The sequence below is a fragment of the Streptomyces sp. SP17BM10 genome, from assembly GCF_036322405.1.
Taxonomy (GTDB): domain Bacteria; phylum Actinomycetota; class Actinomycetes; order Streptomycetales; family Streptomycetaceae; genus Kitasatospora.
On record NZ_JAQYXB010000596.1, the window covers coordinates 17,926 to 38,338 of the forward strand.

Annotated in this window: 22 protein-coding genes; 20 read left to right on the forward strand and 2 right to left on the reverse strand. The window is 74.9% G+C overall.

What is annotated here, in order from left to right; genetic code table 11:
* Positions 1 to 181: 181 nt before the first annotated feature.
* The 17 genes from PUR71_RS21235 to PUR71_RS21315 all read left to right on the forward strand — a co-directional run bounded on the left by PUR71_RS21235 (position 182) and on the right by PUR71_RS21315 (position 15,548).
* Positions 182 to 1,486 (forward strand): FKBP-type peptidyl-prolyl cis-trans isomerase, encoded by a 1,305-nt coding sequence (locus PUR71_RS21235; protein WP_329928650.1) that lies wholly within the window; start codon positions 182 to 184, stop codon positions 1,484 to 1,486.
* Between the two features lie 161 nt (positions 1,487 to 1,647).
* Positions 1,648 to 2,025: an FKBP-type peptidyl-prolyl cis-trans isomerase gene (locus PUR71_RS21240; RefSeq protein ID WP_329928651.1), complete on the forward strand. Its 378-nt coding sequence runs from the start codon at positions 1,648 to 1,650 to the stop codon at positions 2,023 to 2,025.
* 164 nt (positions 2,026 to 2,189) lie between these two features.
* Positions 2,190 to 3,173, forward strand: a complete 984-nt coding sequence (locus PUR71_RS21245) for a helix-turn-helix transcriptional regulator (RefSeq protein ID WP_329928652.1) — start codon at positions 2,190 to 2,192, stop codon at positions 3,171 to 3,173.
* Between the two features lie 82 nt (positions 3,174 to 3,255).
* Positions 3,256 to 4,212 carry a helix-turn-helix transcriptional regulator gene (locus PUR71_RS21250; RefSeq protein ID WP_329928653.1) on the forward strand — a complete coding sequence of 319 codons (957 nt, stop codon included), beginning with the start codon at positions 3,256 to 3,258 and terminating at the stop codon, positions 4,210 to 4,212.
* Between the two features lie 3 nt (positions 4,213 to 4,215).
* Positions 4,216 to 4,446 (forward strand): hypothetical protein, encoded by a 231-nt coding sequence (locus tag PUR71_RS21255; protein WP_329928654.1) that lies wholly within the window; start codon positions 4,216 to 4,218, stop codon positions 4,444 to 4,446.
* A gap of 21 nt (positions 4,447 to 4,467) precedes the next feature.
* On the forward strand, positions 4,468 to 4,644 hold the full coding sequence (locus tag PUR71_RS21260) for a hypothetical protein (RefSeq protein ID WP_329928655.1): 177 nt from the start codon (positions 4,468 to 4,470) through the stop codon (positions 4,642 to 4,644).
* A 190-nt stretch (positions 4,645 to 4,834) separates the two neighbouring features.
* Positions 4,835 to 5,125: a Sec-independent protein translocase subunit TatA gene (tatA, locus tag PUR71_RS21265; RefSeq protein ID WP_329928656.1), complete on the forward strand. Its 291-nt coding sequence runs from the start codon at positions 4,835 to 4,837 to the stop codon at positions 5,123 to 5,125.
* A 127-nt stretch (positions 5,126 to 5,252) separates the two neighbouring features.
* Positions 5,253 to 6,143: a twin-arginine translocase subunit TatC gene (gene tatC / locus PUR71_RS21270; RefSeq protein WP_443077515.1), complete on the forward strand. Its 891-nt coding sequence runs from the start codon at positions 5,253 to 5,255 to the stop codon at positions 6,141 to 6,143.
* A 130-nt stretch (positions 6,144 to 6,273) separates the two neighbouring features.
* Entirely contained in the window at positions 6,274 to 7,434 is a 1,161-nt protein-coding gene (locus tag PUR71_RS21275) for an NAD(P)/FAD-dependent oxidoreductase (RefSeq protein WP_329928658.1), read from the forward strand.
* A gap of 37 nt (positions 7,435 to 7,471) precedes the next feature.
* Positions 7,472 to 7,789: a (2Fe-2S)-binding protein gene (locus PUR71_RS21280; protein ID WP_329928659.1), complete on the forward strand. Its 318-nt coding sequence runs from the start codon at positions 7,472 to 7,474 to the stop codon at positions 7,787 to 7,789.
* A gap of 76 nt (positions 7,790 to 7,865) precedes the next feature.
* The gene (locus tag PUR71_RS21285; RefSeq protein ID WP_329928660.1) at positions 7,866 to 9,221 is read left to right on the forward strand and encodes an FAD/NAD(P)-dependent oxidoreductase; all 1,356 of its coding nucleotides are present in this window, start codon (positions 7,866 to 7,868) and stop codon (positions 9,219 to 9,221) included.
* 136 nt (positions 9,222 to 9,357) lie between these two features.
* Positions 9,358 to 10,221, forward strand: a complete 864-nt coding sequence (locus PUR71_RS21290) for a dihydrodipicolinate synthase family protein (RefSeq protein WP_443077516.1) — start codon at positions 9,358 to 9,360, stop codon at positions 10,219 to 10,221.
* 63 nt (positions 10,222 to 10,284) lie between these two features.
* Positions 10,285 to 11,289: a proline racemase family protein gene (locus PUR71_RS21295; RefSeq protein WP_329928662.1), complete on the forward strand. Its 1,005-nt coding sequence runs from the start codon at positions 10,285 to 10,287 to the stop codon at positions 11,287 to 11,289.
* A 40-nt stretch (positions 11,290 to 11,329) separates the two neighbouring features.
* Positions 11,330 to 12,703: an aldehyde dehydrogenase family protein gene (locus PUR71_RS21300; RefSeq protein ID WP_329928663.1), complete on the forward strand. Its 1,374-nt coding sequence runs from the start codon at positions 11,330 to 11,332 to the stop codon at positions 12,701 to 12,703.
* Positions 12,703 to 13,731, forward strand: coding sequence for a proline racemase family protein (locus tag PUR71_RS21305; RefSeq protein ID WP_329928664.1), 1,029 nt, complete (start codon positions 12,703 to 12,705; stop codon positions 13,729 to 13,731). Before PUR71_RS21300 ends, PUR71_RS21305 begins: the two co-directional genes overlap by 1 nt.
* The gene (locus tag PUR71_RS21310) at positions 13,728 to 14,675 is read left to right on the forward strand and encodes an ornithine cyclodeaminase family protein (RefSeq protein WP_329928665.1); all 948 of its coding nucleotides are present in this window, start codon (positions 13,728 to 13,730) and stop codon (positions 14,673 to 14,675) included. Before PUR71_RS21305 ends, PUR71_RS21310 begins: the two co-directional genes overlap by 4 nt.
* Before the next feature lie 162 nt (positions 14,676 to 14,837).
* On the forward strand, positions 14,838 to 15,548 hold the full coding sequence (locus tag PUR71_RS21315) for a GntR family transcriptional regulator (RefSeq protein WP_329928666.1): 711 nt from the start codon (positions 14,838 to 14,840) through the stop codon (positions 15,546 to 15,548).
* A 34-nt stretch (positions 15,549 to 15,582) separates the two neighbouring features.
* Here the strand turns inward: PUR71_RS21315 and PUR71_RS21320 are convergent, their stop codons facing one another.
* Together PUR71_RS21320 and PUR71_RS21325 are read right to left on the reverse strand one after the other, a co-directional pair.
* Entirely contained in the window at positions 15,583 to 16,266 is a 684-nt protein-coding gene (locus tag PUR71_RS21320; protein WP_329928667.1) for an ABC transporter ATP-binding protein, read from the reverse strand.
* Positions 16,263 to 17,339 (reverse strand): ABC transporter permease, encoded by a 1,077-nt coding sequence (locus PUR71_RS21325; RefSeq protein ID WP_329928668.1) that lies wholly within the window; start codon positions 17,337 to 17,339, stop codon positions 16,263 to 16,265. The genes PUR71_RS21320 and PUR71_RS21325 overlap by 4 nt, the downstream gene beginning before the upstream one ends.
* Before the next feature lie 162 nt (positions 17,340 to 17,501).
* Here PUR71_RS21325 and PUR71_RS21330 point away from each other — a divergent pair, with 162 nt between their 5' ends.
* Genes PUR71_RS21330 through PUR71_RS21340 form a run of 3 tightly spaced genes read left to right on the forward strand, consistent with a single transcriptional unit; the run spans position 17,502 to position 20,411 of the window.
* Entirely contained in the window at positions 17,502 to 18,713 is a 1,212-nt protein-coding gene (locus tag PUR71_RS21330) for a sensor histidine kinase (RefSeq protein WP_329928669.1), read from the forward strand.
* A complete protein-coding gene (locus PUR71_RS21335) occupies positions 18,710 to 19,342 on the forward strand; it encodes a response regulator transcription factor (RefSeq protein WP_329928670.1) in 633 nt (210 codons plus the stop codon). The genes PUR71_RS21330 and PUR71_RS21335 overlap by 4 nt, the downstream gene beginning before the upstream one ends.
* 43 nt (positions 19,343 to 19,385) lie before the next feature.
* The gene (locus tag PUR71_RS21340; protein WP_329928671.1) at positions 19,386 to 20,411 is read left to right on the forward strand and encodes a nitronate monooxygenase; all 1,026 of its coding nucleotides are present in this window, start codon (positions 19,386 to 19,388) and stop codon (positions 20,409 to 20,411) included.
* Positions 20,412 to 20,413 lie beyond the last annotated feature (2 nt).

Below are 20,413 nucleotides of genomic sequence, written 5' to 3' on the forward strand. Positions count from 1 at the left end.
ACGCTTGGGCGGGCGCTCGCACACGGAAGCGCCCGCCCTCATCCTGAACTGTCATACTGCCCTCGCACTGTGGCAGGCGCTGCCGGCGCCCGGGTGCCGGGCGGACGGTGCGACGGCAAACCGGCGCTCCGCGTGCCGGTGGCAGAGCTCGAATGACCTGTGGCGAGATGGATGGGGAGTCATGACTGAGAATGCGCCGAACCCCGGCGGGTCGGGTACCGCGGCGAACGACGGATCCTCGGGTGACCCGGCGGCGTCGCGTCCCGGCGGCCCGATGCCGGGCGACGGTGAGTCGATCGTCGTGCCGCCGTCGATCCTGAAGCAGCAGGCCGGCTGGGCGAACCCGGAGGACCGGCCGCGGCCGATCGGTGGGACGAAGACCGCGGAACCGCAGATCTTCGCCTCCAACGTGCGCAAGGTCGACACCTCGGAGGCGGGGTACGACGAGAACCCGCCGTCGGTGGGGCGTCTCGGCGTGATCCTGGGCACGGTGCTGGCGGTGCTGCTGGTCGGCAGCGGCGTGACGCTCTACATGGTCAACAAGGACAACGGCTCGTCGGACGCCAAGCCGGAGGCCGCCAAGAGCGCGCCGGCCACGCCGACCGCCGATCCGGTGCCGCCGGTCAAGGACGATGCGAAGGTCCTGCCGACGATCACCGGTGACTTCGGCAAGAAGGCCGACATCCAGGTGCCGTCGGACCAGCCCGACGGCTCGTTCGTGGTGAAGGTGCTGTCCGAGGGCACCGGTCCGAAGGTGGACAAGAACTCCTGGACCACCGTGGACTACACGGCGAAGAACTGGAACACCGGCAAGGACATCCCGAGCTCCTTCGACCAGGGTCAGAAGCAGCAGATCTTCCAGGCCGGCACGGACGCGCTGATCCCGGCGCTGGACCAGGCGGTGCTCGGCAAGAAGGCCGGCAGCCGGGTCCTCGTGGTGGCGCCGCCGGCCGCGGCGTTCGGTTCGCAGGGCAAGCCGGACATGTCGATCGGGGCCAAGGACAACCTGATCTTCGTGATCGACATCCGCAACACCAACGCGCCCGACGCGACGGTCAGCGGCACGGTCACGCCGCCGCCGGCGGGTTTCCCGCAGGTCAAGGACAACGGCAAGAAGCCGGCCGAGATCACCCCGGTGGCCGGCGCGGCCGACCCGACCGAGCTGAAGACGCACGTGCTGATCAAGGGCACCGGTCCGGTGGTGGAGAAGGGCGAGAAGGTCGTCGTCCAGTACACCGGCGCGCTGTTCAAGGACGGCAAGGTCTTCGACTCCTCGCTCGGCAAGGGCCAGGCGTTCAGCTTCGCCGTCGGCGGTGGCCAGGTCATCCAGGGCTGGGACCAGGGTCTGGCGGGCCAGACCGTCGGCAGCCGGGTCGAGCTGGTGATCCCGGCGGCGCTGGCCTACGGCGACAAGGGCCAGGGCGAGATCCCGGCCAACGCGCCGCTGGTGTTCGTGGTCGACATCCTGGACGCGGGTCAGGGCTGATCCACTTTCGGGTGACAATGGTGTGCGTGTGACCTTCGGGGCCGGCCGCGTGGCCGATCCCGTACGGGCGGCGGGCGCCCGTACCGTGGTCCGGACGGACCGGGGTGCGGGCGCCCGCCGCTTGGTCATGGACGCAGAGAAGAACCGTGAGAAGAGGGACTGTGAGCCTCAACGAGAAGCCTGAGATCGATTTCCCGGGCGGCGACGCTCCGGCCGACCTGGTGATCCGCGACATCGTCGTCGGTGACGGCGCGGAGGCCAAGCCGGGTGCGAACGTCCGCGTCCGCTACGTCGGCGTGACCTTCGAGACCGGTGAGGAGTTCGACGCGAGCTGGAACCGTAGCCCCAACGAGTTCCGCTTCAAGCTCGGTGGCGGCCAGGTCATCAAGGGCTGGGACGAGGGTGTCGTCGGCATGAAGGTCGGCGGTCGGCGCGAGCTGATCATCCCGGCGCACAAGGCGTACGGCGACCGCTCGCCGCACCCGGCCATCCCGGCCGGCTCGACCCTGATCTTCGTGGTCGACCTGCTGGGCGTCTGAGCCCCTCGCGGCCGTGGGCCGGACCCCTGCGGGGGCCCGGCTCACGGGCGTTTCGGGAGGCCGCTTTTGCGGTGCGTACCGCTACCGGTACGGTCGGTCCCGCCGGGTGACGATCGTCCGGCGGCGCACCCCGCGCACGGCGCGGCACACCGGAAGGGTCAGCGATGGCGATCGCCAAGGCAGAGCGGCTGATGAATCTCGCCCTGTGCCTGATGAACACCAGACGTCCGCTCTCCAAGAAGGAGCTGCGGGAATCCATCGAGGCGTACCGCGAGGCCTGGCAGAACAGCAGTGAGGACGCCTTCAACCGGATGTTCGAGCGGGACAAGGACGACCTGCGCGAGCTCGGCCTGGTGATCGACGTCGACGAGAACGCCCTGGACGGCGAGCTCGGCTACCTCGCCCGCGCCGACCGCAACCGGCTGCCCGAGATCGCGCTGGACGCCGAGGAGGCGGCCGCCCTCACGCTGGCCGCGCGGGTCTGGCAGCAGGCCAAGATGTCGGGTGCCGCCAGCGGCGCGCTGCAGAAGCTGCGGGCCGCAGGGGTGCCGTTCGCCGAGGCCGAGGCGCGCTCCGCGCTGGAGCCGCGCATCCCCGCCCGGGAGGCCGCGTTCGAGCCGCTGCTCACCGCCGCCCGGGACCGTCGTCCGGTCACTTTCGACTACCGCAAGGCCGGCGCCGCCGCCGTCGAGCAGCGCAGCGTCGAGCCGTGGGCGCTGGAGTGCTGGCGCGGGCACTGGTACCTGGCCGGCTGGGACCGGGACCGCGGCGACGCCCGGGTGTTCCGGCTCAGCCGGATCACCGGCAAGGTGCGGGCGAAGACCGGCGCGTTCCTCGGCACCGTGCCGGAGCACGTGGACGTGCGGGCGACCGTCGCCAAGTTCGCCGGCGAGGGGGCCACGGCCACCGCGACCGTGCGGGTGCGCCGGGGCGCGGGCTTCCCGCTGCGCACCAAGGCGCTGAGCACGGCGCGGGTCGACGAGATCTGGGACGAGCTGGAGATCCCGTACGGCAACGGGCTGGGGGCCGACCTGGCCGAGTTCGGGCCGGACGTCGTGGTGCTCGGGCCGGAGGAGCTGCGGGCCGACGTGATCGAGCGGCTGCGGGCGGTCGCCGGGCCGGACGTGGTGGAGGGTGTGCGGGCGTGAACGAGCGAAGCGAGCGAACCATGGACAGGCGCGCATCGTGCGAAGCGCCCGCCGAGCGTAACGACCGTAGCGAGGTGGACGCATGAGCAACGCGATCGACCAGACCAGGCGGATGCTGTCGCTGGTCACCTATCTGCGGGAGCGGCCCGGCGCCGAGGTCGCCGAGGTGGCCCGCGCGTTCGGGATCACCGAGCGCGAGCTGATCGGGGACCTCAACGTGCTGCCGATGTGCGGCACCAGCTTCCGCGGCGGCGACCTGCTCGACATCGACACCGACGGCGAGCGGATCTGGTGGCACAACGTCGACGACGTGGCACAGCCGCTGCGGCTGGCCGCTGACGAGGCGACCGCGCTGCTGGTCGCCGCCCGCGCGGTGGCCGGGCTGCCCGGTCTGCGGGCCGGGGACCGGGAGGCGCTGACCCGGGCCGTCGCCAAGATCGAGAACGCGGCGGGGGAGAGCGCCGAGGGCAGTGCCCGGGTCGGCGTGACCTTCGAGGCCGAGAGCCACGTCTTCGCCGACATCGACCGCGCGCTGAGCGAGGGCCGCCGGCTGTGGCTGCGCTACTACTCGCACGGGCGCGGTGGGATGACCGAGCGCGAGGTCGACCCGATCCGCCTGCTCACCGAGGGCCACACCTACCTGGAGGCCTGGTGCCGCACCTCGGAGGACCACCGGATGTTCCGGCTGGACCGGGTGGCCGAGATCCGGGTGCTGGACGTGCCGGCCGACCCGCCGCGGCGTGAGCCGCGGGACCTGTCGGGCGGGCTGGTGAACCCGGCGGCGGACGATCCCGAGGTGGTCGTGGAGGTGTCCTCCGGCGGGCGCTGGGTGGCCGAGTACTACACCCACGACCGGGCCGAGGAACTGCCGGACGGCGGCCTGCGGATCACCCTGCGCAGCGCCGATCCCTCGCAGCTGCGCCCGCTGGCGCTGCGGCTGGGCCGGGACGGGCGGATCGTGGCGCCGCCGCAGCTCGCCGAGCAGGCGCGCGCGGCGGCCCGGGAGGCGCTGGCCGCCTACGGGGAGGGGCGGGACTGAGCCGTGGAGCCCGGTACCAGGTTCAAGGTCTACTGCTCGCAGTGCCGGGAGAAGGTGGAGCTGCCGGCCGAGGAGTTCCGCCTGACCCTCGGCCGTACGCCGGAGCAGGCGCACTACAGCTTCGGCTGCCCGCTGTGCGGGGCGGCGGTGCGCAAGGCGGCGGGCGAGAAGATCGTGGCGGCGCTCACCGGGGCCGGGGTGCGCACCATGCGGCTCGTCCGGGCGGAGGGGTGACGCCCGTATAGGGTGGGCGGCATGTCCTGGATGCTCGTCGCCGCCGTCCTGCTCGCCACCGCGGGCCTGCTGGTCCTCGGGGTCCTCGGGATCCGGCTGTGGGCGGACGTCCGGGCGCTGGCCAGGGGCGTGGACGCGGCCTCGCGGGCGCTGGCCGACGCCGCCGAGGAACTGGCGGCGGCGGTGCCCTCGCGCTGAGGAGTCCGTCACCAGGCCGTACGGGGACTGCAGTCCCGCCGTGGGGGCGGGTTACGCTCTCAGGTGGCTCCTGAACTGCGAACCGGGGCCGCTGTCCTGTTCGAGCGGACGTCGTCGGGGCGTCATCCGCAGCGGTTACCATCCGCCGCGGGCGGTCCGCCGGTGCCGCGTTGACTGAAGGTGGTCGAGCATGCGCATCTCGATGACCGCGATCGTGGTGGTCGTGGTAATCGCCATCGTGCTTTTCGGTGCCAAGCGGCTGCCCGATCTGGCGCGCTCCCTCGGCCAGTCGATGCGGATCCTCAAGAGCGAGGCCAAGGCGATGCGTTCGGACGGCGAGGCGGAGCAGCCCGCGCCGGCGCCGTCGGTGGACGGCGGTGCGGCCAAGACCATCCAGACCGCGCCCGGCGCCACCGGCACGGCCCGGCCGGTGGCCGAGCCCGCCGAGCGGCCCGCCGCGGACGGCGAGCGACCGCACTGAGCGCGGTGCACGTGACGCACGCGACCACGGAGGCCCGTCGACCGGCGGGCCTCGACGCACGAGTTGAGGACCGGGGTTGAGCAAGCTCTCCAAGGCGCCGAAGGCGTCCAAGGATCCTGAGGGGCGGATGGCCCTCGCCGATCACCTGCGGGAACTGCGCAATCGCGTGGTCAAGTCGGTCCTGGCGATCGTGCTGATCACCATCGTGGCGGCGTTCTACCACAAGCAGATCGAGACCTTCCTGCTGAAGCCGCTGCCGCAGTGCACGCCCGCGACGTCCGGGCAGTTCGGCGGCAAGTGCGCGCAGGTCTCGACGATCGGTCTGACCTCCGGTTTCACCTGGATGCTCCAGGTCGCGCTGACCGTCGGTGTGGTGGGTGCCGTGCCGGTGTGGCTGTGGCAGGTGTGGGCGTTCGTGGCGCCCGGCCTGCACCGGCACGAGAAGAAGTACACGGTCATCTTCATGCTGTGCGGCGCCCCGCTGTTCCTGGCGGGCGTGGGCTGCGCGATCCTGACCCTGCCGACGACGATCCACGTGCTGATCTCGTTCACGCCGAACGGCACCACGCCGATCCTGCCGCCCAACGACTACTTCGACATCGCGACCCGGATGGTGCTGGTCTTCGGCCTGGCCTTCGAGTTCCCGCTGCTGCTCGTGATGATGAACATGGTCGGCATGGTCACCGGCAAGCGGCTGCTCGGCTGGTGGCGCGGGATGGTCATGGGCATCACGGTGTTCGCGGCCTTCGCGCAGCCGAGCGCCGACCCGCTGAGCATGATCGCGCTGGCCGCGCCGATCTGGGGGCTGTACTTCCTCGCGGTGGGCATCGCGCTGCTCAACGACCGGCGCAGGCGCCGCAACAACCCGGACGCCGGCCTGGACGACGAGGAGGCCTCGCACGTGGACCTCTCGGTCGAGGCGGTCGCCGGGGCGGAGGCCATCGAGGCCTCGGCGACGCCGGCGGCGAGCGCTCCGGTGCCGGCCGCGCGCCGGGAGCAGATGGACGACATCACCTGATCCGCTGATCGCCGGCCCCGGCCGTCGCACCCCGTGTGCGGCGGGCCGGGGCTTTTGCGTCGCTTGGGTCCGGTTCGGGTTTCGCCGCGGCACTCTTGGCAGGCTGGATGGCATGTGACATATTACTGACGTGCCCAAGACCTGGAGACCTCCCCTGGACGTCGTCGTGGTCGGCGCCGGAGTCGTCGGCGCCGCCTGCGCCTACTACGCGGCCCGCGCAGGGCTCGCCGTCGCCGTCGTCGACCGCGGGCCGGTGGCCGGCGGCACCACCGGCGCCGGCGAGGGCAACCTGCTGGTCTCCGACAAGGAGCCCGGGCCCGAGCTCGACCTCGCGCTGCTCAGCACCCGGCTGTGGCGCGAGCTCGCCGAGGAACTCGGCGCCGCCGTGGAGTACGAGGCCAAGGGCGGCCTGGTCGTCGCCCGGACCCTGGCCGGGCAGGACGCCCTGCGCGCCTTCGCCGAGCGGCAGGCCGCCGCCGGCGTCCTCGCCGAGGAGGTGCCCGCCGAGCGGCTGCGGGAGCTGGAGCCGCACCTCTCGCCGCGCATGGCCGGCGGCTTCCACTACCCGCAGGACGCCCAGGTGCAGCCCGCCCTCGCCGCCGCCCACCTGCTGCGCGCGGCCCGCCGGCTGGGCGCGGAGCTGATCACCGGCGAGAGCGTCCGGAGCGTCCGCCGGGGGGCGGACGGTGCCGTCCTCGGCGTCGGGACCGACCGGCGGCGGCTCGACGCACCCGCCGTCGTCAACGCCGCGGGGACGTGGGGCGGGGAGATCGCCGCGCTGGCCGGAGTGCACCTGCCGGTCCTGCCCCGGCGCGGGTTCGTCCTCGTCACCGAGCCACTGCCGCGGATCGTGCGGCACAAGGTCTACGCCGCCGACTACGTCGCCAACGTGGCCAGCGGCTCGGCCGGCCTGGAGACCTCGGCCGTGGTCGAGGGCACGCCCGGCGGGCCGGTGCTGATCGGCGCCAGCCGGGAGCGGGTCGGCTTCGACCGGACGCTCTCCCGGGAGGTGCTGCGGCGGCTCGCCGCGCAGGCCGCCGAGCTGTTCCCGGTGCTCGCGGACGTCGCCGTGATGCGCGCCTACCGGGGCTTTCGCCCGTACCTGCCGGACCACCTGCCGGCCGTCGGCGCGGACCCGCGCGTGCCCGGGCTCTACCACGCGTGCGGGCACGAGGGCGCCGGGATCGGCCTCGCGCCCGCCACCGGGCTGCTGATCGCCGAGCAACTGACCGGCAAACAGCCGGAGGCGGACCTCGCGCCGTTCCGGGCCGACCGCTTCCCCGCCGCCTGACCCCATGCCTTCCCCGACCGGATCGGAGAGACCCTCGATGCGCCGCCGCACACCCGCCGAGCTGGTCGGGGCCGAGCCCGGGCCCGCCCACCACATCGACTTCGACGGGCGGCCCGTGCCCGCGCTGCCCGGGCAGTCGATCGCCGCCGCGCTCTGGGCCGACGGCGTGCTCGCCTGGCGCACCACCCGGACCGGAGGGCGGCCGCGCGGCGCGTTCTGCGGCATCGGCGCCTGCTTCGACTGCCTCGCCACCGTCGACGGCCGCCCCAATCAGCGCACCTGCCTGCTCCCCGCCGACCCCGGCACCACCGTCACCACCCAGGAGGGCCACGGCCGTGCCGACCTCGCCGTCTGAACCGTCTGAACCGTCTGAACCGTCCGAACCGTCCGAGCCACGGGTAGGCGCGGAGGCCTTCCCGTACGACCTCGCGGTGATCGGGGCCGGCCCGGCCGGGCTCGCCGCCGCCGTCACCGCCGCAGACCTCGGGCTGCGCTGCGCGCTGCTCGACGGGAGCCGGCAGACCGGCGGCCAGTACTACCGCCACCCGGCGCCCGGTCTCGGGGCCGCCCGGCCCGAGCGGCTGCACCACGGCTGGTCCGTCTACGCCGGCCTGTCCGGCCGGCTCGCCGCGCACGAGCGGACCGGGCAGGCGAGCTTCCTCGGCGGCCACCAGGTGTGGGCGCTGGAGCGCACCGGCGACGGCTTCGCCGTGCACGTCACGCTCGGGCCGGAGAGCGGCGACCGGACCACCGTGCGGGCCGCCGCCGTGCTGCTCGCCACCGGCGCGTACGAGCGGCAGCTGCCGTTCCCGGGCTGGACGCTGCCCGGGGTCGTCACCGCGGGCGGCGCGCAGGCCATGCTCAAGGCCGGGCTGGTGCTGCCCGGACGGCGGATCGTCGTGGCCGGCAGCGGGCCGTTGCTGCTCGCGGCGGCGTCCTCGCTGGTCACCGCCGGGGCCGAGGTGCCCGCGGTCGTCGAGGCCGGCGACTACCTCGGCTACGCGCGGCGCCCCGGCGTGCTGGCGGCCGTCCCCGCCAAGCTCGTCGAGGGCGCCGGGCACGGCGGCGCGCTGCTGCGCCACCGGGTGCGGCTGCGCCCGCGCAGCGCCGTCGTCGAGGCGCACGGCACCGACCGGGTCACCGCCGTCACGGTGGCGCGGCTGGACGCCGACTGGCGGCCGGTGCCCGGCACCGACCGCCGGATCGCCTGCGACGCGCTCGCCGTCGGCCACGGCCTGCTGCCGCAGATCGAGCTCGCCACCGAACTCGGCGCGGACACCGTGACCGGCCCGGACGGCGCCGTCGCCCTGCGCGTGGACGCCCGGCTGCGCACCAGCGTCCCCGGCCTGTGGTCGGCGGGGGAGACCAACGGCGTGGGCGGCGCGGACCTCGCGATCGCGGAGGGCGCGCTGGCCGCGCACGCGGTCGCCGGCCGCACCCCGGAGCCGGCGCTGCTGCGCCGCCGGGCCCGGCGGCGCGCCTTCGCCGCCCTGATGGCCGCCGCCCACCGGCCCGGCCCCGGCTGGACGCACTGGCTGCGCCCGGACACCGACGTGTGCCGGTGCGAGGAGGTGCCGGTGTCGGCGGTCCGGGAGGCGGTGGACGAGCTGGGCGCGGGGGACCCGCGGACCGTCAAACTGCTGACCCGCGCGGGGATGGGCTGGTGCCAGGGCCGGATGTGCGGTCCGGCGGTGGCCTGCCTGTCCGGGGCCGCCCGCGGGGCCGGAGCGGATCGGCGGCCGTTCGCCTGCCCGGTGCCGCTCTCGCAGCTGGCGGCCGACGACTGAGCCCGGCCCGAGCGAACACGGGGGCCGGGGACTCTTGTCTCCGGCCCGTCCCCACTAATAAAATGTCACACCTCACCAAGGAGTCATCATCGTGTCCCACACCCCGCACGACACCTCCCGGCCCTGGCGCGGCATCATGGTCGCCACCGCGATCCCGCTGCGCCCGGACCTCTCCGTCGACTACGACGCCTACGCCGAGCACGTCCGCTGGCTGATCGACAACGGCTGCGACGGCGTCGTCCCCAACGGCTCGCTCGGCGAGTACCAGACGCTCACCGACGACGAGCGCGCCCGCATCGTCCGGGTGGCCGTCGAGGCGGCCGGCGACGGCGCCCGCGTCATGCCCGGCGTCGCCGCGTACGGGAGCGCCGAGTCCCGCCGCTGGGCCGAGCAGGCCGCGGAGGCGGGCGCCGGCTCCGTCCTGCTGCTGCCGCCGAACGCGTACCGGGCCGACCACGCCGCCGTCCGCGCGCACTACGCCGAGGTGGCCCGCGCGGGCGTGCCGGTCGTCGCGTACAACAACCCGATCGACACCAAGGTCGACCTCGTCCCCGCGCTGCTCGCCGACCTGCACGCCGAGGGCTCGATCGTCGCGGTCAAGGAGTTCAGCGGCGACGTCCGCCGGGCCTACGAGATCGCCGAACTCGCGCCCGGGCTCGACCTGCTGATCGGCGCGGACGACGTCCTGCTGGAGCTCGCACTGGCCGGCGCGGTCGGCTGGATCGCCGGCTACCCCAACGCGCTGCCGGAGGCCTCGGCGGCGCTCTACAAGGCCGCCGTCGCGCACGACCTGGAGACCGCGCTGCCGCTCTACCGGGCGCTGCACCCGCTGCTGCGCTGGGACTCCAAGACCGAGTTCGTCCAGGCCATCAAGCTGTCGATGGACATCGCCGGGCGCCCCGGCGGGCCCGTCCGGCCGCCGCGCCGGCCGCTGGGGGCGGAGGCCGGCGCCGCCGTCCGCGCGGCCACCGAGAAGGCGCTGGCCGAGGGCCTGTCCTGAATCCGTAGCCCGACGAGCCGGCTGACGGGGCAGCCGGCCCATCCTCCGAGGGAGTACCGACACATGCGCAGCCGTCACGTGTTCCACGCCGTCGACTCGCACACCGAGGGCATGCCGACCCGGGTCGTCACCGGCGGGTTCGGCGTCATCCCGGGCGCCACCATGGCCGAGCGCCGGGTGCACTTCCAGCAGCACCTGGACCACTTCCGCACCCTGCTGATGTACGAGCCGCGCGGGCACGCCGCGATGAGCGGCGCGATCCTGCAGCCGCCGACCCGGCCGGACGCGGACTACGGGGTGCTGTTCATCGAGGTCTCCGGGCTGCTGCCGATGTGCGGGCACGGCACGATCGGCGTCGCCACCGTGCTGGTGGAGACCGGGATGGTGCCGGTCGTCGAGCCGGTGACGACCGTGCGGCTGGACACGCCGGCCGGGCTCGTGGTCGCCGAGGTGCGGGTGGAGGACGGCGCGGCCAAGGCCGTGACGATCCGCAACGTGGCCTCGTACTCCGTCGCGCTCGACCGCAAGATCGACGTGCCCGGGTACGGGACGGTGAGCTACGACCTCGCCTACGGCGGCAACTTCTACGCGATCCTGCCGCTCGCCGAGTTCGGGCTGCCGTTCGAGCGCGAGCGCAAGCAGGACATCCTCGACGCCGGGCTGGCCCTGATGGGCGCCATCAACGCCGGCCCCGATCGGCCGGTGCACCCGGAGGACCCGTCCATCCACAGCTGCCACCACGTGCAGCTCCTGGCCCCCGGCTCGACCGCCGAGCACTCGCGGCACGCCATGGCCATCCACCCCGGCTGGTTCGACCGCTCGCCGTGCGGCACCGGCACCTCGGCGCGGATGGCGCAGCTGCACGCGCGCGGCGAACTGCCGCTCGGGCGGGACCTGCGCAACGACTCCTTCATCGGGACGACGTTCGTCGGGCGCCTGGTCGGGGAGACCGAGGTGGCCGGGCGGCCCGCGGTGGTGCCGACCGTCACCGGGCGGGCCTGGGTGACCGGGACCGCCCAGTACTTCCTCGACCCCACCGACCCGTTCCCCGCGGGCTTCCTGCTGTGACGGAGCCCGCTCTGACGTCTCGCTCGAAGGGCCTCTGGCTGTGACCATCACGTCGTACAACCCCGCCGACCCCGCGGACCTCGTCGTCGCCGTCGAGGAGCCCGGCGCCGACGCCGTCCGGGCCGCCGTCGCGCGGGCCCGCGATGCCCAGGCGCGGTGGCTCGCCGCGGGCGCCGGCACCCGGTCGGCGGCGCTCGGCCGGATCGCCGACGCCGTCGACGCGCACGCCGAGGAGCTGGCCGCGCTGATCGTGCGCGAGGTCGGCAAGCCGCTCGCCGAGGCGCGCGGCGAGGTCGCCAGGACGGCGGCGATCTGGCGGTACTACGCGCAGGCGCCGTACGCGCCCTCCGGGGCCGTGCACGAGACCGCCGGCGGCCCCGGACTGCTGCTCACCCGGCGGCGGCCGTACGGCGTCGCCGGGCTGATCGCGCCGTGGAACTTCCCGCTGGCGATCCCGAGCTGGAAGGCCGCGCCGGCGCTGGCGGTCGGCAACGCCGCCGTGCTGAAGCCGGCCCCGGAGGCGACCGCGTGCGCGCTGCGGCTGGCCGAGCTGGTGGCGCTCGCCGGGCTGGCGGAGGACGTGTTCACGGTGCTGCCGGGCGGCGCGGAGGAGGGCGCGGCGCTGGTCGACGCGGCGGACGTGGTGTCGTTCACCGGCTCCACCGGGGTCGGCCGGGCCGTGGTCCGGGCGGCCACCGAGCGCGGCGTGCCGGTGCAGGCCGAACTCGGCGGGCTGAACGCCGCGCTGGTGCTGCCGGACGCCGACATCGCGCAGGCCGCCGGGCACATCGCCGCCGCCGTCGCCGGGTACGCGGGGCAGAAGTGCACCGCCACCAGCCGGGTGATCGCGGTCGGCGGGGCGTACGAGCCGCTGCGGGACGCGCTGGTCAAGGCGCTGGAGGCGGCGGACGACGCGGTCTGCGGGCCCGTCATCAACGCCGCCGCCCGGGACCGGCTGACCGGGGCCGTCGACTCGGCCGTCGCCGCCGGGGCCGAACTGCTCACCGGCGGGCGGGTGCCCGCGCGGGCCGGGTGGTACGTCGAGCCGACGCTGCTCAGCGGGGTGCCGGCCGAACACCCGCTGGCGCGCGAGGAGTTCTTCGGCCCGGTCGCCGTGCTGCACGCCGCGCCCGACCTCGACGCGGCGATCGCGCTCGCCAACGACACCCCGCACAGCCTCGCCACCTCGGTGCACAGCCGCGGTCTGGACGTCGCCCTGGCGGCCGCCGACCGGCTGGACGCGGGCATGATCCGGATCAACGCGCCCTCCAGCGGCGTCGACTTCCACCTGCCGTTCGGCGGCGCCAAGGGCGCGAGCCACGGGGAGCGCGAGCAGGGGCAGGCGGCGCTCGACTTCTACACCGTCGGGCGGACGGTCAGCGTGCTGCCGGCCGGGCCGGGCGGGGGCGCGTGATGTACGTCCGCACCGTCGACTACCACACGGCCGGTGAGCCGTTCCGGATCGTGCTGGACGGCACCCCGGTGATCCCCGGGGACAGCGTCGCCGAACGCCGGGCCATCGCGATCGGCGCGGGCGGCAGCGCCACCGCGCCCCGGCCGAGCGCACTGGACGACGTCCGCCGCCTGCTCAGCCGTGAACCGCGCGGGCACGCCGGGATGTACGGCGGGTTCCTGGTGCCCCCGGACGACGACGAGGCGCACCTGGGCGTCCTGTTCTGGCACAAGGACGGCTATTCGACGGCCTGCGGGCACGGCACCATCGCGCTCGCCGCGTGGGCGGTCGACTCCGGACTGGTCGCGGCCCCCGCCGACGGCGTGGCGCGGGTGCGGATCGACGTGCCGTCGGGGCGCGTCACGGCGCTCGTCCACCGGTCCGGCGGGCGCACCACCGGGGTGACCTTCCGCAACGTGCCGTCGCGGGTGAGCGAGCTGAAGCTGCCGGTGACGACCTCGCGCGGCACGGTGGAGGTCGCGGTGGCGCACTCCGGCGCCTGCTACGCCTCCGTGCCGGCGGCGGCGCTGGGACTGGCCGTCGAGACCGTCCGGCTGCCGGAACTCACCGCTGCGGGGCGGGAGATCAGGCGGGCGCTGGAGGGCTCGGAGGCGGTGGCGCATCCCTTTGACCCGCGGCTGTCGGGCGTCTACGGGGTCGTCCTGTACGACGAACTCCCTTGGGAAGGGGACGGGTTGAGCCAGCGGAACGTCACCGTCTTCGCGGACGGGCAGATCGACCGCTCGCCCTGCGGTTCCGGCACCTCCGCCCGGCTCGCGGTGCTCGCGGCGCAGGGGCGGCTCGCGCCCGGCGAGGAACTGCGGCACGAGTCGGTCGTCGGGACGGTGTTCCACGGGCGGGTACTGCCGGGCGGGGACCCGTTGGGCTCCGGCGTCGTCACGGAGGTGACGGGGACGGCGCACCGCACCGGGGAACACGGATTCGTGCTGGAGGAAGGGGACGGGCTCGGGGCAGGATTCCTGCTGTGACTTCTTCTGACACGAGTTCCTTCGGACCGCCCGGTACGGCGGCTGAGCCGCTCCAGTACGTCGTGCCGGGCACCGGGTCCGTCACCCCCGCCCGGGCCGCCGACGCGATCGAGCGGACGCTGCTCGGCGGGTTCGACCCCGAGGCGGAGCCCGTGCGCACCGCGGTGCCCGTACCGGCCGGCGAACTGCTGATGATGCCCGCCGCCGCCGGACGGTACGCGGGCGTCAAGATCGCCGGCGTCGCGCCCGCCAATCCCGGGCGCGGCCTGCCCCGGATCACCGGCAGCTACCTCCTGCTCGACGGGCCCACCCTCCAGCCCGTCGCGCTGCTCGACGGCGCCGCGCTCACCGCCCTGCGCACGCCCGCCGTCACCGCCGTCGCCCTGCGCCGGCTCGCGCCGCCGCAGGCCGCGCACCTCGTGCTGTTCGGCGCCGGACCGCAGGCGTACGGGCACCTCGACGCGCTGCTCGCGATCCGGCCGCTGACCCGGCTCACCGTGGTCGCGCGCAGCGCCGGGCCCGCGCAGGCGCTGGCCGCGTACGGGCGCGGGCTCGGCCTGGCGGCCACGGTGGGCGGGCCGGAGGCCGTCGCGTCGGCGGACGTGGTGGTGTGCTGCACCACCGCGCGCACGCCGCTGTTCGACGGCGCCCTGGTGCCCGCGCACGCCGCCGTCGCGGCGGTCGGTTCGCACGAGCCGGACGCGCGGGAGGTGGACGCCGAGCTGGTCGGGCGGGCCGAACTCTACGTCGAGGCGCGGGCGGTGGCGGCCCGCGAGGCCGGGGACCTGATCCTCGCCGGGGTCGGCGGGCGTCAGGTGTGGAACCTGGCCGAGCTGGTGCGTGGCGACGTGCACGTGCCGGCGGACCGGCCGCGGTTCTTCAAGAGCGTCGGCATGGCCTGGGAGGACCTGGCCGTGGCGGCCGAGGTGCACGAGAGTGGGTGAGGCGGGGCGGAGATCGTGTGCCGTCGGCCGTTGTCACGGCCGACGGCCGCTGCCACGATGTGGGCCTGGACGGCGCCACTCCGGTCTGGATCGCGGACGCTTGCGCACGCACCGTAACGTGACATTGTACGCTGGTGTTCTGCACCTACCCGGAGGAACACCATGGCCGACCTCAAACCCCGCACCCTGATCTCCGTGCAGGAGCGGCTCCGCGACCAGGTCGCCCACGCGCTCCGCGCCGCCCTGATCTCCGGCGAGCTGCGCCCCGGCGTCGTCTACTCCGCGCCCGCCCTCGCCGCCGACTTCGGCGTCTCGGCCACCCCCGTCCGCGAGGCCATGCTCGACCTCGCCCGCGAGGGCCTGGTGGAGGCCGTGCGCAACAAGGGCTTCCGGGTCACCGAGCTGACCGAGCGGGACCTCGACGACTACACCGAGATCCGCGCCCTCATCGAGGTGCCCACCGTCGGCCGGGTCACCCGCACGGCCACCGCCGAGCAACTGGAGCGGCTGCGCCCGCAGGCGGAGGCGATCGTCGCCGCCGCGCGCAAGCACGACCTCATCGGCTACCTGGAGGCGGACCGGCAGTTCCACCTCGACCTGCTGGGCCTCGCCGGCAACGCCCGGCTCGTCGACGTGGTGGGGGACCTGCGGAAGCGGTCCCGGCTGTACGGGCTGAACCGGCTGGACGAGCGTGGCGAACTGGTCTCGTCGGCCGAGGAGCACCTGGAGCTGCTGGACCTGATGCTGTCGGGCGACGCCGAGGCGGCGGAGGCCTGCATGACGCGGCACCTGAGCCACGTCCGCTCCCTGTGGGCCAATGGCCAGGAAGCACAGGAGGAGACGCGGACGGCGCTGCGGTTGCGGGCTCGGTAGGGCCAAACCGACGTGCTCGCGGCCGAGAAGTAGCTCAGACCGCCGTCGCCGGCGACGTCAGCCGGCCGTCGTGGACCTCGGTGACGGCGTCCACGGCGGTCAGGTGGGTGCGGTCGTGGGTGACCAGGACCGTGGCCGTCGCCCGTTCGTGGGTCAGGGTCGTGATCAGGTCGAGGACGGCCGCCCCCCGCTCGTGGTCGAGCGCGCTGGTGGGTTCGTCGATCAGGAGGACCTTCGGGTCGTTCATCAACGCCCTCGCGATGTTGACGCGTTGGCGCTGGCCGCCGGAGAGCTGGTGGGGGCGGCGGGCGGCCTGGTCGCGGAGGCCGACGGCGTCGAGGAGCTCGAGAGCGCGGGGGAGGGCGGCGCGCGGGGAGCGGCCGTCGAGGTGGGCCATCACCTGGAGCTGTTCGGCGGCGGTGAGCGAGGGCAGCAGGTTCGCCTGCTGGAAGACGATGCCGATGCGGGTGCGGCGCAGCGCGGTGAGGTCGGCGCGGGTGAGGTCGCCGGTGTCGGTGCCGTCCACGACGACCCGGCCGGAGTCGGGGGCGATGAGGGTCGCGGCGACGGCGAGCAGGCTGGACTTGCCGGAGCCGGAGGGACCGACCACGGCGGTGATGGTGCCTGCGGGGACGGTCAGGCAGACGTCGTCGAGGGCGGTGAGGCGGCCGTCGCCGTCCGGGTAGGTCAGGGTGACGCGGTCGAGGTGGAGGGTCATCGGGCGCTCCCGAGGGCGGTCAGCGGGTCGACGGAGGTGATCCGGCGGATGGACAGGGCCGCGCCGACGGCGCCGAGGGCGATCATCACGGCGGCGGGCAGCAGCAGGGTCGGGGCGTCCAGGACGAACGGGACGGCGGAGCCGATCAGCGAGCCCGCTGCCAGGGCGACCGCGGTGCCCGCCGCGGTGCCGAGCACCAGCAGCAGGACGGCCTGGCCGAGCGCGTCGCGCAGCAGGTAGCGGGTGGAGGCGCCGAGGGCCTTGAGGACGGCGATGTCGCCGCTGCGCTGGATCGTCCACACGGTGAAGAACGCGCCGATGACGAGGGCGGAGATGGCGAACAGGAAGCCGCGCATCAGCTGGAGCGAGCCGTTCTCGGAGGTGTAGGAGCCGATCGCGGCGAGCGCGTCGTCGCGGGTGCGGGTCTCGGTGCCGAGGCGGGTGTCGGCCGCGCCGAGGTCGGCGCCCTTCGTGGTGGTGAGCGCGATGACCGTCGCGTGGCCGGCGCCGCCGGGCGCGAAGGCCTGCCAGTCGGTGAGGCTGGTCCAGATCACGGGGGTGTGGCTGTAGGCGGCGTCGCCGTCGACGGCGACCACGGTGAGGGGGTGGCCGGCCATCGTGAACGCGGAGCCCGGAGCGAGGCCGCCGAGGTTCTCGGCGGCGCTCTTCGACAGCACGGCCCGGCCGGCGGCGATGCGGGCGCCCTGCGGGGCCAGCCCGGAGCCGTCCGGGACGCCGAACGCGGAGAGGGCGGCGGTGCGCTGTCCGGCGGCGGCCTTGGTGGTGGTGATGCCGAGCGGCTGGGCGGAGGTGACGCCCGGCTCCCGCGACCAGGCCCCCCACTGGTCGGGGGTGACCTGGGAATCGGTGAAGGACAGCTGCTGCCCGTCGGCGGGCCGGCCGAACACCAGGTGGTCGGCGGGCAGGCCGGTGATCGCCGAGACGTTCTGCCGGCCGAGTCCGGCGGTCAGCCCGGACAGCAGGCCGACCAGTACGGTGATCAGCACGATGACGGTTCCCATCAGGGCGAACCGCCCCTTGGCGAACCCCAGGTCCCTCCAGGCGACGAACACGACGGGCCTCTCTGCACGAAACGACTGTGTGCTCACACCGTCGCCGGACAGGGGGCCCGCGGGCATCGCACCGGGGATTGCATCCTCGGCATCGAAGGGCAGAAGCGGAGTTCAACCTTTTGATTGATGCCGAGCGCCGGGCGCGGAACTTAGGCTGGACGGATGGCGACCGAACGTTCCCGCACCACCCCCGTCGCCCGCGTCCTCCAGGTCTGCCTGCACCTGCTCGTGGCGGGCCTGCTCGTCCTCGCCGTCGCCCGCGCCTTCGTCGGCCGCGACGGCGACCCGGCGTCCGTGACCGCCGCAGCCACCGCGATGGGCGCCGCCTACGCGGCCGGGCCCCGGCTCGCCGCCGTCCGCCGCTCGCGCCGGGCGGCCGCGCTGTGGCTCGCGCTGCTCGGCGTCACCTGGGCGGGCGTGCTCGTGGCCACGCAGGACGGGGTGTGGCTGGCGTTCCCGCTGTACTTCCTCGAACTGCACCTGCTCGGGCGCCGCGGCGGCGTGGCCGCCGTCGGGCTGACGGCGGCCACGGCGATCGCCGCGTGGTCCTGGCACCAGCACACCTTCAGCCTGGCCGCGTCCATCGGTCCCGCCCTCGGCGCCGCCGTCGCCACCGCGACCGTCCTCGGCTACCAGGCGCTGTACCGCGAGAGCGAGGAGCGCCGCCGCCTGATCGACGAGCTCACCGCCGCCCGCGCCGACCTCGCCGCCGCGCACCACACCGCCGGGGTGCTCGCCGAGCGCGAGCGCCTCGCCCGGGAGATCCACGACACGCTCGCGCAGAGCCTCAGCAGCATCCAACTGCTCCTGCGGGCCGCTCAGCGGGCGCTGCCGGAGCGCACGGACGCCGCGGCCGGCTACGTGGAGCAGGCCCGGCAGGCCGCCCAGGACAACCTCGACGAGGCCCGGCGCTTCGTCCGCGCGCTCACTCCGCCCGCGCTCGACGGCGACCCGCTGCCCGTCGCGCTGGAGCGGCTGTGCGCCACCACGACGGCGCACAGCGGGCTGCCCGTCCACCTGCACGTCTCCGGGGCGCCGGTGCGGCTGCCGGTGCCGCAGGAGGTCGCGCTGCTGCGGATCGCGCAGTCGGCGCTCGGCAACACCGTCCGGCACGCGCGGGCCTCGCGCGCCGAGGTGACGCTCAGCTACATGGAGGGCGAGGTGGCACTCGACGTGTTCGACGACGGGGCCGGGTTCGATCCGGCGGCGCTCCCGGGGCGGCCGGCGCGCGACGACGGGGGCTTCGGGCTGCCGTCGATGCGGGCCCGGGCGCGGGCGCTCGGCGGGACGTTCACCGTGGAGTCGGCGCCGGGGGAGGGCACGGCGCTCGCCGTGCTGCTGCCGGCGGTCCCCGAGCGGGAGGTGGGGGCGTGATCAGGCTGCTGCTGGCGGACGACCACCCGGTGGTCCGGGCCGGGCTGCGCGCCGTCCTGGAGGGCGAACCGGACTTCGTGATCGTCGCGGAGGCGGCGACCGCCGAACGGGCCGTCGAGCTGGCCGCCGGGGGCGGCGTCGACGTCGTGCTCATGGACCTCCAGTTCGGGCCCGGCTCGGCGATGAACGGCGCCCAGGCGACGGCCGAGATCACCGCCCGTGCGGGCGCGCCGCGGGTGCTCGTCGTGACCACGTACGACACGGACGCGGACACGCTGCCCGCCCTCGAAGCCGGCGCCACCGGGTACCTGCTGAAGGACGCCCCGCCGGAGGAGCTCGCCCAGGCGGTGCGGGCCGCGGCGGCCGGCCGGACGGCGCTCGCGCCGACCGTCGCGGACCGGCTGCTGGAGCGGATGCGGACGCCCGCGGCGTCGCTCAGCAACCGGGAGATCGAGGTGCTCGGGCTGGTCGCGGACGGGCTGACCAACCAGCAGGTGAGCCAGCGGCTGCACCTGAGCCAGGCCACGGTGAAGTCGCACCTGGTGCACATCTACACGAAGTTGGGGGTCGACTCGCGCACGGCGGCGGTGCGGGAGGCACGCGGGAAGGGGCTGATCCGGCGGGCGTAGGGTGGGGTCGTTCCGTACCCGCAGCAGTGTGAGGAGCACCCCGGTGGCCGTCCGCCTCGACGAACTCGCCGTGCCCGTGATCGCCGCGCCGATGGCGGGCGGGGCGTCCACGCCGGAGCTGGTGGCGGCGGTGAACCGGGCCGGCGGACTGGGGTTCCTGGCCGCGGGCTACCGGACGGCCGCCGGGACGGCCGAACAGATCGCCGCCGTGCGGAAGGCGACCGACCGGGCCTTCGGCGTGAACCTCTTCGTCCCGTCCGCGCCCGGCGATCCGACGGCGGTCGCGGCCTACCGGGAGCGGCTGCGGCCGGAGGCCGGGCGGTGGGGCGTCCGGCTGCCCGAGGAGATCGGGCCGGACCGGGACGGCTGGGAGGCCAAGCTCGACGTGCTGCTGGCCGATCCGGTCGACGTCGTCTCGTACACCTTCGGGCTGCCCACGGTGGCGGAAGCCGCGGCCGTCCGCGCGGCGGGGTCCTTCCAGGTGGGCACCGTCACCACGCCGGAGGAGGCGCGGGCGGCGGAGACGGCCGGGATGGACGCGCTGTGCGTGCAGGGTCCGGAGGCGGGCGGCCACCGGGGCACCCACCGGGTCGGGGACGAGCCGGGCGAGGCGCCGCTGCTCGAACTCCTGGGCGCCGTAAGGGCGGTGACCTCTCTGCCGCTGATCGCCGCCGGGGGAATCGGCGACGGCCCGTCCATCGCGGCGGCGCTGCGGGCGGGGGCGGTGGCGGTGCAGCTGGGCACGGCGCTGCTGCGCGCGGACGAGTCCGGCGCGTCGCAGGCTCACCGGGCGGCGCTCACCGAGCTGTCGGAGACCGTCGTCACCCGCGCCTTCACCGGCCGCCCGGCCCGCGGCCTGCGCAACGCCTTCATCGACACCTACGGCCCCTACGCACCGCCCGCCTACCCCGAGGTCCACCACCTCACGGCCCCCCTGCGCACTGCCGCCACCCGCCGCGCCGACCCCCAGGCCATGCATCTCTGGGCAGGCACGGCCCACCGCCTCGCCCGCTCGGGCCCGGCGGAGCAACTCGTCACGGACTTGTGGCGCTCCGCGCGGGGGGCGTAGGA